Raw genomic sequence first — 11,625 nt, 5'->3', positions numbered from 1 at the left:
GCCAGCACCCTCATCTGGCTCACCACATGATCGACAAGACGCTCCCTAGGGCCTGCCGTCCGCACAAGAAGGCCCCCCTTCCGCGCCCCTTCCGCACCGGACATCACGGCACCAGAAGCACCTTCCCCGTGGTCTCCCTGCGCTCGATCGCCGCATGCGCCTCGGCCGCCCGCGCCAGGGGGAACGCCTGCCAGGAGGCCACCAACTCGCCCTTGGCCGCGGCCTCCAGGGCCGCCCGCTCCCGCGCGGGGCCGCCCTCGGGGTGGGCGAGCAGTTCAAGGAGGGCGTTGACGTACGAGGTGCCCCGCTCGGCGAGCATCTCCGGCGTGGGCTCGAAGGGCTCCTGCGAAGCCCAGCCGATGGCGACGAACCGGCCGCCGTCGCCGAGCAACTCGAAGGCGGTGGCGGCCTTCTGGCCGCCGACGCCGTCGAGCACCACGGTGACGGGCCGGTCCGCGCCGAGCCGCTCGCGGATGACGTCCGCCCAGCCGGGCCGGTTGTAGTCGACGACGACATCGGCGCCGAGCGCCCGTACGGCCTCGCCCTTGTCGGGTCCGCCCGCCGCGCCGACGACCGTGGCGCCGAGCGCGTGGGCGTACTGCACGACGAGCCGTCCGACACCACCGGCGGCGGAGTTCACCAACACCACGTCGTTGGAACGGAGTTGGGCGGAGTCGAGCAGCCCCATGGCGGTGGCCCCGGTCATCACCATGGTCACGGCGTCCTCGAACCCGAGCCCGTCCGGCATCGTGTGCAGGCCCTCGACGTCGGCGACGGACATCTCGGCGTACCCGCCGGGCTCCGTGCGCGAGGCGACCACGGGCCTGCCGAGCCAGGCGGGGTCCACACCGGGCCCGACGGCGTCCACGACGCCCGCGACCTCGCCCCCGAGGACGGCGGGCAGCTCCGGCAGCGGCGGCGCCATGTCGGAGGCCCGCCCTGCCCGCATCACGGTCTCGACGAAGTGAACTCCCGCCGCCCGTACGGCGATCCGCAGCTGCCCGGCCCCGGCGACGGGGTCGGGCAGGGTCTCGGACCGCAGGTTCTCGGCGGGACCGAACTCACGAAGCACAACGGCGCGCATGGCATCCTCCTGAAAAGTCAGAACGTCGATGCGCACCACTATCCGACCTCAATCAAACTTGAGGTCAAGCCCTCCCCGCCGCGTCCGCGCGGGTCAGAGCCGACGGGCCACTTCGGTCGCCCAGTACGTCAGGATCATGTTCGCGCCCGCGCGCTTGATCCCCGTCAGGGACTCCATGATCGCCTGGTCCCGGTCGATCCAGCCCCGCTCGGCGGCGGCCTCGATCATCGCGTACTCGCCGCTGATCTGGTACGCCGCCACCGGCACGTCCACCGCGTCGGCGACCTTCGCCAGGATGTCCAGGTAGGGACCCGCGGGCTTGACCATCACCATGTCGGCGCCCTCTTCGAGGTCGAGCGCCAACTCCCGCATGGACTCCCGGGCGTTGGCCGGGTCCTGCTGATAGGTCTTGCGGTCGCCCTTGAGCGAAGAGCCGACGGCCTCGCGGAACGGGCCGAAGAAGGCCGACGAGTACTTCACGGTGTACGCGAGGATCGACACGTCCTCGTGCCCGACCTGGTCCAACGCGTCGCGGATGACCCCGATCTGACCGTCCATCATGCCGCTCGGGCCGACCACATGGGCGCCCGCGTCGGCCTGGACCTGCGCCATCTCGGCGTACCGCTCCAGGGTCGCGTCGTTGTCGACGCGGCCCTCGGCGTCGAGCACACCGCAGTGCCCGTGGTCGGTGGTCTCGTCCAGGCACAGGTCGGACATGACGATGAGGTCGTCGCCGACCTCGGCGCGCACATCACGGATGGCGAGCTGCAGGATCCCGTCCGGGTCGGTGCCCGGCGTGCCCACGGCGTCCTTCTTGGACTCCTCCGGCACACCGAAGAGCATGATCCCGGAGACCCCGGCCTCCAGCGCCTCGACGGCCGCCTTCTTCAGGGTGTCGCGGGTGTGCTGGACGACGCCGGGCATCGCCCCGATCTCCACCGGAGCGCTGATCCCCTCGCGCACGAAGGCGGGCAGGATCAGATCGGCCGGATGCAGCCGCGTCTCGGCGACCATGCGCCGCATCGCGGGCGTGGTCCGCAACCGCCGCGGCCGCGCACCCGGAAAAGACCCGTACTTAGTCACTGAAACCTCACCTCATACCGCTGGTGGCCCGTTGTGGGCAGGCGTGCCGCAGGGCGGCACGGGTGGGCACAACCCCCGGCGCAGAGCACCGATCAGGGAGGCGCCCACCCATAGAACCTACGGCGCGGTGCGTCGCCGACGCGAACCGGGTCGACGCTCGCTGGGCCGAGTGACGGGATCCCCCGCCTCCACCGCGGCAGCACGCCGCCGAGTGCCAAACTCCGCCAAGGCCTCGGCCAGCTTGTGCACGGACGGCTCAGGAGCCATCACATCCACCCGAAGCCCGTGCTCCTCCGCGGTCTTGGCCGTCGCCGGACCGATGCACGCGATGACGGTCACGTTGTGCGGCTTGCCCGCGATCCCGACGAGATTGCGCACCGTGGACGACGAGGTGAAGAGAACGGCGTCGAAGCCACCCCCCTTGATCGCCTCGCGCGTCTCGGCCGGCGGCGGCGAGGCGCGCACGGTCCGGTAGGCGGTGACGTCGTCGACCTCCCACCCGAGATCGATCAGGCCCGCGACCAGCGTCTCCGTGGCGATGTCGGCACGCGGCAGGAAGACGCGGTCGATCGGGTCGAAGACCGGGTCGTACGGCGGCCAGTCCTCCAGGAGCCCCGCGGCCGACTGCTCGCCGCTCGGCACCAGGTCCGGCTTCACGCCGAAGGCGATCAGCGCGGCGGCGGTCTGCTCGCCGACGGCCGCGACCTTGATCCCGGCGAAGGCACGCGCGTCGAGCCCGTACTCCTCGAACTTCTCGCGCACCGCCTTGACGGCGTTCACGCTGGTGAAGGCGATCCACTCGTAGCGGCCCGTGACGAGGCCCTTGACCGCGCGCTCCATCTGCTGGGGCGTGCGCGGCGGTTCGACCGCGATGGTCGGCACCTCGTGCGGCACGGCGCCGTACGAACGCAACTGGTCGGAGAGCGAGGCCGCCTGCTCCTTCGTCCGCGGCACGAGCACCCGCCACCCGAAGAGCGGCTTCGACTCGAACCACGACAACTGGTCGCGCTGCGCGGCGGAAGAGCGCTCGCCGACCACGGCTATGACCGGCTGCCCGCCGTCGGGCGAGGGCAGCACCTTCGCCTGCTTGAGGACCTGCGCGATGGTGCCGAGCGTCGCGGTCCAGGTGCGCTGGCGCGTCGTCGTACCGGCGACCGTCACGGTCATCGGGGTGTCGGGCTTGCGCCCTGCGGACACCAGTTCACCCGCGGCCGCGGCCACGGAGTCCAGCGACGTGGAGACGACGACGGTGCCGTCGGAGACACCCACCTCGTTCCAGCAACGGTCCGACGCCGTACGGGCGTCGACGAAGCGCACGTCCGTGCCCTGCGCGTCCCGCAGCGGCACACCCGCGTAGGCGGGCACGCCGACGGCGGCCGCGATGCCGGGCACCACTTCGAAGGAGATGCCCTCGGCGGCGCAGGCGAGCATCTCGCCCGCCGCGTACGCGTCCAGGCCCGGGTCGCCGCTGACCGCGCGCACGACCCGCCTGCCGCCCCGCGCGGCCTCCATGACAAGATTGGCGGCGGCTCGCGCGGAAGGCGCGTCCACGGCGGCTGACGCGTCGTCAGCAGCCGGTGCCTGGGGTGTGTCCACACCTCCCCTGGCATGCACGCGGACGACGTCGAGCACATCGGGCTCGGCGATCAGCACATCCGCTCGGGCCAGCGCCTCGACGGCGCGCAGGGTCAGCAGTCCCGGATCTCCGGGTCCGGCACCCAGGAAGGTGACGTGCCCGTGTGCGGGAGTGCCGGGAAGGTTCGAGGTGGGGCTCAAAGTGCTCGCTCCCCCATCAGACCGGCCGCGCCCTTGGCGAGCATCTCGGCCGCGAGTTCGCGGCCCAGCGCCATGGCTTGGGTCTCCGTCGCAGGCACGGGACCGGTGGTGGACAGCTGCACCAGCGTCGAGCCGTCGGTCGTGCCGACGACGCCGCGCAGGCGCATTTCCTTGACAATCTGCCCGTCGGCCAGCAAGTCGGCCAGCGCGCCAACGGGGGCGCTGCAGCCGGCTTCCAGGGCGGCGAGCAGGGACCGCTCGGCGGTCACGGCGGCCCGGGTGTACGGGTCGTCGAGCTCGGCGAGCGCGGCGGCGAGTGACGCGTTGTGCGCGGCACACTCGATCGCCAGTGCCCCCTGGCCGGGGGCGGGCAGAACAGTGTCGACCGACAGGAAGTCGGTCACCTCGTCGGTCCGGCCGACGCGGCTGAGTCCGGCGGCGGCGAGCACGACGGCGTCGAGCTCACCCTTGTGCACATATCCGATGCGGGTGTCGATGTTCCCGCGGATCGGCACGGTCTCGATGGTCATGCCGTGGCTGCGCGCGTAGGCGTTCAGCTGCGCCATGCGGCGCGGCGAACCGGTGCCCACGCGGGCGCCTTCGGGCAGCTCGGCGAAGGTCATCCCGTCGCGCGCGACCAGGATGTCCCGCGGGTCCTCGCGCACCGGCACGGCGGCGAGGGTCAGTTCCTCGGGCTGCGCGGTGGGCAGGTCCTTGAGCGAGTGCACGGCGAAGTCGACCTCGTCGCGGGCGAGCGCGTCGCGCAGCGCGGCGACGAAGACACCGGTGCCGCCGATCTGCGCCAGGTGCTCGCGCGAGGTGTCGCCGTACGTCGTGATCTCCACGAGCTCGACGGGCCGCCCCGTCAACTGCCGTACGGCTTCGGCCACTTGGCCGGACTGGGCCATGGCCAGCTTGCTGCGCCTGGTCCCGAGCCTGAGGGCCCTCTCGGTCATGCCCGGCCTCGATTCGGGTCGTCGTTCTCGTTGTTCAGGTGGTCGGCGCGGCTCACCGCGGCGACCGTCTGCGGGTCGAGGTCGAAGAGCGTGCGCAGCGCGTCCGCGTACCCGGCGCCGCCGGGCTCGCTCGCCAGCTGCTTGACCCGCACCGTCGGCGCGTGCAGCAGCTTGTCGACGACGCGGCGCACGGTCTGCGTGATCTCCGCGCGTTGCTTGTCCTCGAGTCCCGGCAGGCGCCCCTCCAGGCGCGTCATCTCGCTGGCCACGACATCGGCGGCCATGGTGCGCAGGGCGACCACGGTCGGCGTGATGTGCGCGGCCCGCTGCGCGGCACCGAACGCGGCGACCTCGTCGGAGACGATGCCGCGCACCTGCTCCACGTCGTCGGCCATGGGCGCGTCGGCGGACGCCTCGGCGAGCGACTCGATGTCGACGAGCCGCACGCCGTCGATGCGGTGCACCGCGGCGTCGATGTCACGGGGCATGGCGAGGTCGAGCAGCGCGAGCACGGCCGTGCGGGCGGCACCGGCCGACGGCTTGGGACGGCGCAGCTCGGGCACGCGGCCCGCGACGCTCGCGGCCGTCGCGAGGGCGGCGATGGCCCCGGCCTCGGCCTGCGGTCCGCTCTCCCGGCGCTCGGCGGGCGCGTTGTCCACCCAGGCGGCGTGCTGTTCCAGGGTCGCGGCGTCCATCCCCGCGACGGCGTCCTCACCCGCGACGGAGAAACCGCCGGGCGCGGAGAGGTCGAACGGGCAGTCCTCGTCACCCGCGGCGACCGGTCGTACGGCCTTCTCCGCCGGGCTCTCGACCCGGCTGCCCGCGGTGGGCGTGCGCCCCGCGACGGCCGTCGTGACGGCGTCCGCGGTCAGCACGAGACCGGTCGCACCCGTGCAGGAGACGGCCACATCGGCACGTGTCAGTTCGTCCGCGACGGCATCCATGGGGACGGCACGCGCGCTCACGCCGGTGCCACCGGGCCCGCCCAGGATCTCGGCGAGCCGCTCCGCGCGCTCCAACGTGCGGTTGGCGACCACGACTTCCTCGACCCCGGCGCGCGCGAGCGTCGCCGCGGCCAGCGAGGACATCGAGCCCGCGCCGATCACCAGGGCGCGCTTGCCCTTGGCCCAGGACTCCACCGGCTCCCGCACGGCGAGCTGTTCCAGGCCGAAGGTGACGAGCGACTGCCCGGCCCGGTCGATGCCGGTCTCCGAGTGCGCCCGCTTGCCGACCCGGAGGGCCTGCTGGAAAAGGTCGTTGAGGAGCTTGCCCGCGGTGTGCAGCTCCTGCGAGCGCGCCAGGGCGTCCTTGATCTGCCCGAGGATCTGCCCCTCGCCGACGACCATCGAGTCGAGTCCGCATGCCACCGAGAAGAGATGGTGGACGGCCCGGTCCTCGTAGTGGACGTACAGATAAGGGGTGAGCTCCTCCAGGCTGACACCGCTGTGCTGGGCCAGCAGCGTGGAGAGCTCGGCGACGCCCGCGTGGAACTTGTCCACGTCGGCGTACAGCTCGATGCGGTTGCACGTGGCGAGCACGGCGGCCTCGGCCGCGGGTTCGGCGGCGAGCGTGTCCTGCAGCAGCTTGGCCTGCGCGTCGGCGGACAGCGCGGCCCGCTCCAGCACGCTCACCGGAGCGCTGCGGTGACTCAGCCCCACGACAAGGAGACTCATGCCGGCATCACGGCGGGGACGTCCCCGTCGGGTCCCTTGCGCTGCTGCTTGGCCGCGGCGGGCGGCAGCACGCCGTCGTCGGCGGCCGCTTCCTCACCGGCCTTGCGCTGCTCGTGGAAGGCGAGGATCTGCAGCTCGATGGAGAGGTCGACCTTGCGCACGTCGACGCCGTCGGGGACGGAGAGGACGGTCGGCGCGAAGTTCAGGATCGAGGTCACACCGGCGGCGACGAGCCGCTCGCAGACCTGCTGGGCGGCACCGGCCGGGGTCGCGATGACACCGATGGAGACGCCGTTGTCCTCGATGATCTTCTCGAGGTCGTCGGTGTGCTGCACGGGCATGCCCGCGACGGGCTTTCCGGCCATTGCCGGATCGGCGTCGATGAGCGCCGCGACGCGGAATCCACGCGAGGCGAAGCCGCCGTAATTGGCAAGCGCGGCACCGAGGTTGCCGATGCCGACGATGACAACCGGCCAGTCCTGGGTCAGACCCAGTTCACGGGAGATCTGGTAGACGAGATACTCGACGTCGTAGCCCACGCCTCGCGTCCCGTACGAACCGAGGTACGAGAAGTCCTTGCGCAGCTTCGCGGAGTTGACCCCCGCGGCGGCCGCGAGCTCCTCGGAGGAGACCGTGGGTACCGAGCGCTCCGACAGTGCGGTGAGGGCTCGGAGGTACAGCGGAAGCCTGGCGACGGTGGCCTCGGGAATCCCTCGGCTGCGGGTCGCCGGTCGGTGAGTTCGGCCAGTTGCCACGGTGCTCCTGCGGGTAGAGCGGGGCTGCAGGCGGTCACTCGTCCCCAGACCGCCCCGTCGAATGCAGGCTATGTCTTTGTGAACGCGTGCACAAAGATGGTGTCCGATTTGCCCGGCCAACGTGACCGGGGTCACGCGCCCCCGGCGCACGATCGTGGAACCGGCGCGCGGGCAGCGTCGTTGCTCACCTGAAGGGGGCAAAACCGCACACACTCCTCACGATCGTCACCCCCGAGACCAAAACCGCCCCAAAGCGTAAACGACTTCGCGGGGTCTTTGGACTGCCCGGTCAGTACGTTCTGCCCTAGCCGGTCAGCTCCCGACGCAGACGATCTTCATCAACGCGCCAGAAGGTGTGCTGCTCCCCGTCCACGAGGACGACCGGAATCTGCTCCCAGTAGGCGCGGTGCAGCTCTTCGTCCTGCGTGATGTCCTTCTTCTCCCAGGGCGTGCCCACCTCCCCGCAGACCTTCTCGATCACCGACTGTGCGTCATCGCACAGATGGCAGCCGGGCTTCCCGATCAGGGTCACCAGCCGCTCCTGCGGCTTCTTCTTCTCCGTACGACCGCCACTGCGACGAAAAATCGGGCTCATGTCCCCATTCTCGCCCCGCGCCCGCCCCGGTTCCGACCCCTCGACGCGCCCGGCGGACACCCCGCACGAAGTCCGTTTAACGGCCAGGTCGCGGAGAGTTCACAGGCCCGAATCCTCCCGACTCCGGAACCACCGAACAAACTGGCTATGCTCACGACATGGCCGCTCTCGGATGGCTCACCCCCCGTAGGCGCTCCGCCACGGCGCGGAGCGTGTTGGCAGGCGAGGCCTCGGCTGAGGCAGCGCGCAAGTCCTCCCAGGAGTTGGAGGAGCTGGCGGAGGCCGCCGCGCCCGAAGAGCCATCGGAGCCGGAATTCCCCGTCGCGGGCGACGACAAGGCCGCCGCCTTCTTCGACCTCGACAACACCGTGATGCAGGGCGCCGCGATCTTCCACTTCGGCCGCGGCCTGTACAAGCGGAAGTTCTTCGAACGCCAGGAGCTCGCCCGATTCGCCTGGCAGCAGGCGTGGTTCAGGCTCGCGGGCGTCGAGGACCCCGAGCACATGCAGGACGCCCGCGACAGCGCCCTGTCCATCGTCAAGGGCCACCGCGTCGCCGAGCTGATGTCCATCGGCGAGGAGATCTACGACGAGTACATGGCCGAGCGCATCTGGCCGGGCACCCGCGCCCTCGCCCAGGCCCACCTCGACGCGGGCCAGAAGGTCTGGCTGGTCACCGCCGCCCCGGTGGAGATCGCCACGGTCATCGCCCGCCGCCTCGGCCTGACCGGCGCCCTCGGCACCGTCGCCGAGTCCATCGGCGGCGTCTACACCGGAAAGCTCGTCGGCGAACCCCTGCACGGCCCCGCGAAGGCCGAGGCCGTGCGCGCCCTGTCCGCCGCCGAGGGCCTGGACCTGGCCCGCTGCGCCGCGTACAGCGACTCGCACAACGACATCCCGATGCTCTCGCTCGTCGGACATCCGTACGCGATCAATCCCGACGCCAAGCTGCGCAAGCACGCCCGCGAGCGGGACTGGCGCCTTCGGGACTACCGCACGGGACGCAAGGCCGCGAAGGTCGGCATCCCGGCCGCCGCGGGCGTCGGCGCCCTTGCGGGCGGCGCGGCCGCGGCCATCGCCCTGCACCGCCGCCGCCACTGACCGCATTCCCTCGGTCCTACCCCGCCCCGTCTCCCGCCAGTCACGCTGGTTGGACTCGGCCACAACACGCCTCGCCCGGTGACGGAATGTGAACTAATCCGATCAACAAGCGCTCACTCTCTGGTACTTGAATCGGCTTCGATGCGTAACAGAAGCGACGTAATCGATGATTTGAGCAACTGGGTGTAGCGCTGCCTGTACGAAGCGTTATTCTCCTCAGACGCATAACGGACCCCGCACGTCGCTACGACGGGTGAACGGTCCCGCACTGCACGTGATGGAAGCTCTGCCTCTGGGAGTCCCGTGTACCCACACGTCGGGGTTGACGCCTCGGGCCTGGCTACGCTGCGCGCAACGGTCATCGACCGCTTGCGCGGCTTCGTCCCCACCGCGTACGCCGTCCCCGCCGTCCCCGCCTTCGCCGTCCCCGCACCCGCGGGGCCGTGCTATGCCCTGGCGGACGGCGGTGCGGCAGTCAGCAGACGGGCCCGCTCCGGCGCCGCTGCCACCGCCTCAACACCCGCCCCCCGCCGTCCCGCAGCGGACAGCGACAGCGCCCGCATGATGGATCTCGTCGAGCGCGCCCAGGCCGGCGAGTCCGACGCCTTCGGCCGCCTCTACGACCAGTACAGCGACACGGTCTACCGCTACATCTACTACCGCGTGGGCGGCAAGGCGACCGCCGAGGACCTCACGAGTGAGACCTTTCTGCGCGCCCTCCGCCGCATCGGCACCTTCACCTGGCAGGGCCGCGACTTCGGCGCCTGGCTGGTCACCATCGCCCGCAATCTGGTCGCCGACCACTTCAAGTCGAGCCGCTTCCGCCTCGAAGTGACCACCGGCGAGATGCTCGACGCCAACGAGGTCGAGCGCAGCCCCGAGGACTCCGTCCTGGAGTCCCTCTCGAACGCGGCACTCCTCGAAGCCGTCCGCCGACTCAACCCCCAGCAGCAGGAGTGCGTGACCCTGCGCTTCCTGCAGGGCCTCTCCGTCGCCGAGACCGCGCGCGTCATGGGCAAGAACGAGGGCGCGATCAAGACCCTCCAGTACCGCGCGGTGCGCACCCTGGCGCGCCTCCTCCCCGACGACGCGCGCTAGCGCTCCGTAGCGCCCAACTCACCAACCGTGGCGGCCCGATGGCCGCCACGGGACTTCCCCGATTCCTCGCGGTCCGATCATCCTTCGTCCGTAACCCAAGTGCCGCGACGCTCGTTGTGCGGGATGCAGGCTCCCTGTGGTCGCTACCTGGCTACCTCTGCTCACTCGATCGTGTGGAAGTGGTCAGGACATGCAACCCTCAGGACCCCCTGGGGAGTCGACCGTCATGACGAGAGGAGGTGCCGCCAGTGATCGCGAACGTATCGGCCCACCGGCGGGCGAACGCCTTCGCCCAGGCCCTGGAGGAGCATTCCGACCAGGACCCGGCGGCCGAGCAGTCCGAAGAATCCACCACAGACCCGGGACCACCCGAACCAGCCGCGCACAGCCGCATGCTGGCCGTGGCCGACGCCCTCGACGAGCTGCCCAAGCCGCAGCTCGACCCCGAGGTCAAGGTGGTCCAGCGCGCACAGCTCGTGGCCGCGATGGAGGCCATGTTCCTGGAGGGCGCCAGCCCTTCGGTGCCCGAGCAGCGCTCCCGCAAGGGGGCCCACCGAGCGGCCTCCCTAAGGAAGTTGCGGCCACGCTCCCGCCTGTCCAAGGGCATCGCGGCGGGCGGCCTCACGGTCGGCGTCGCCGCCGGAGCGTTCAGCGGGGTCGCCGCCGCCAGCTCCGACGCCCTCCCCGGCGACTCGCTGTACGGGCTCAAGCGCGGCATGGAAGACCTCAAGCTGGGCATGGCCGACGGCGACACCGACCGCGGCCAGATCTACCTCGACCAGGCCTCGACCCGGCTGAACGAGGCCCGCAGGCTCATGGAGCGGGGCCGCGCGGGCGACCTCGACCACGAGTCCGTCGGCGAAGTGCGGCGCGCCCTCTCCGGCATGCGGCACGACGCCACCGAGGGCCACCGCCTGCTCCACGAGGCGTACCAGCGCGACGGCTCGCTCGGCCCCATCCAGGCGCTGTCCTCGTTCTCGCAGTCGCACCGCCAGAGCTGGAGCGACCTCCAGGGCCGCCTCCCGGTCCAGCTGGGCGACGTCGGCGCACAGGTCAACTCCGTCTTCGACGCCATAGACGAAGAGGTCGGCCCGCTGCGCGGCCTGCTCCCCCGCGCCCCCGAGAAGGGCGGCACGACCGGCCGGGCACCCCAGAGCTCCACGGGCTCCACCGGTCGCGAGCAGCACCCCTCCAAGGACGCGGAGAGCGGCAGGCACCACGGCGGCCCGGGCAGCGACAGCAAGCCGAGGCCCTCCGCCTCGGACAGCCGGAGCGAAGGCCTCCTCGGTGGCGCCACCGGCGGCCTCCTCGACCCGCCGGACGAGCAGACCTCCCCGACCCCCTCGGACGGCAAGAGCAAGCCCGGCAAGGACGGCTCAGCGGACAGCCCCGACGTCACGCTGCCCCCGATCCTGCCCGGCCTGCTGCCCGACCTCGGGATCGACGGCGAGGACACGAAGTAGGTCGCGTACGTCGATGGGGCGCTCTCCCGCGCGGGAGAGCGC

At 71.4% G+C, this 11,625-nt stretch carries 10 protein-coding genes; 3 read left to right on the top strand and 7 right to left on the bottom strand.

What is annotated here, in order from left to right; all coding sequences use genetic code 11:
* Positions 1 to 103 precede the first annotated feature (103 nt).
* The 7 genes from ACFWZ2_RS42615 to ACFWZ2_RS42585 form a co-directional block, all read right to left on the bottom strand.
* Positions 104 to 1,084 (bottom strand): zinc-binding dehydrogenase, encoded by a 981-nt coding sequence (locus ACFWZ2_RS42615; protein ID WP_384555193.1) that lies wholly within the window; start codon positions 1,082 to 1,084, stop codon positions 104 to 106.
* Between the two features lie 93 nt (positions 1,085 to 1,177).
* Positions 1,178 to 2,167 carry a porphobilinogen synthase gene (gene hemB / locus ACFWZ2_RS42610; RefSeq protein ID WP_384555192.1) on the bottom strand — a complete coding sequence of 330 codons (990 nt, stop codon included), beginning with the start codon at positions 2,165 to 2,167 and terminating at the stop codon, positions 1,178 to 1,180.
* Between the two features lie 117 nt (positions 2,168 to 2,284).
* On the bottom strand, positions 2,285 to 3,943 hold the full coding sequence (locus ACFWZ2_RS42605) for a uroporphyrinogen-III synthase (RefSeq protein WP_384555191.1): 1,659 nt from the start codon (positions 3,941 to 3,943) through the stop codon (positions 2,285 to 2,287).
* Complete coding sequence (hemC, locus tag ACFWZ2_RS42600; protein ID WP_384555190.1) at positions 3,940 to 4,899, bottom strand: hydroxymethylbilane synthase; 960 nt, start codon at positions 4,897 to 4,899, stop codon at positions 3,940 to 3,942. Before hemC ends, ACFWZ2_RS42605 begins: the two co-directional genes overlap by 4 nt.
* On the bottom strand, positions 4,896 to 6,572 hold the full coding sequence (locus ACFWZ2_RS42595; protein WP_384555189.1) for a glutamyl-tRNA reductase: 1,677 nt from the start codon (positions 6,570 to 6,572) through the stop codon (positions 4,896 to 4,898). Before ACFWZ2_RS42595 ends, hemC begins: the two co-directional genes overlap by 4 nt.
* Positions 6,569 to 7,327 (bottom strand): redox-sensing transcriptional repressor Rex, encoded by a 759-nt coding sequence (locus tag ACFWZ2_RS42590; RefSeq protein WP_384555188.1) that lies wholly within the window; start codon positions 7,325 to 7,327, stop codon positions 6,569 to 6,571. Before ACFWZ2_RS42590 ends, ACFWZ2_RS42595 begins: the two co-directional genes overlap by 4 nt.
* 304 nt (positions 7,328 to 7,631) lie before the next feature.
* Positions 7,632 to 7,922: a glutaredoxin family protein gene (locus ACFWZ2_RS42585; RefSeq protein WP_384555187.1), complete on the bottom strand. Its 291-nt coding sequence runs from the start codon at positions 7,920 to 7,922 to the stop codon at positions 7,632 to 7,634.
* Between the two features lie 158 nt (positions 7,923 to 8,080).
* Here ACFWZ2_RS42585 and ACFWZ2_RS42580 point away from each other — a divergent pair, with 158 nt between their 5' ends.
* From ACFWZ2_RS42580 to ACFWZ2_RS42570, 3 genes are all read left to right on the top strand, one after another.
* The gene (locus ACFWZ2_RS42580) at positions 8,081 to 9,022 is read left to right on the top strand and encodes an HAD family hydrolase (protein WP_384555186.1); all 942 of its coding nucleotides are present in this window, start codon (positions 8,081 to 8,083) and stop codon (positions 9,020 to 9,022) included.
* Between the two features lie 303 nt (positions 9,023 to 9,325).
* Positions 9,326 to 10,120, top strand: a complete 795-nt coding sequence (locus ACFWZ2_RS42575; RefSeq protein ID WP_384555185.1) for an ECF subfamily RNA polymerase sigma factor, BldN family — start codon at positions 9,326 to 9,328, stop codon at positions 10,118 to 10,120.
* A 248-nt stretch (positions 10,121 to 10,368) separates the two neighbouring features.
* A complete protein-coding gene (locus ACFWZ2_RS42570) occupies positions 10,369 to 11,583 on the top strand; it encodes a DUF5667 domain-containing protein (RefSeq protein WP_384555184.1) in 1,215 nt (404 codons plus the stop codon).
* Positions 11,584 to 11,625: the final 42 nt, after the last annotated feature.

Source organism: Streptomyces sp. NPDC059002 (assembly GCF_042740435.1).
Classification (GTDB): domain Bacteria; phylum Actinomycetota; class Actinomycetes; order Streptomycetales; family Streptomycetaceae; genus Streptomyces.
This window is presented reverse-complemented; position numbering and strand designations above follow the sequence as displayed.

Bases quoted from the DNA above. Each gene is read 5' to 3' on its own strand.
- ACFWZ2_RS42615 (WP_384555193.1), bottom strand. From the start codon at position 1,084: ATGCGCGCCGTTGTGCTTCGTGAGTTCGGTCCCGCCGAGAACCTGCGG.
- hemC (WP_384555190.1), bottom strand. From the start codon at position 4,899: ATGACCGAGAGGGCCCTCAGGCTCGGGACCAGGCGCAGCAAGCTGGCC.
- ACFWZ2_RS42595 (WP_384555189.1), bottom strand. From the start codon at position 6,572: ATGAGTCTCCTTGTCGTGGGGCTGAGTCACCGCAGCGCTCCGGTGAGC.
- ACFWZ2_RS42585 (WP_384555187.1), bottom strand. From the start codon at position 7,922: ATGAGCCCGATTTTTCGTCGCAGTGGCGGTCGTACGGAGAAGAAGAAG.
- ACFWZ2_RS42580 (WP_384555186.1), top strand. From the start codon at position 8,081: ATGGCCGCTCTCGGATGGCTCACCCCCCGTAGGCGCTCCGCCACGGCG.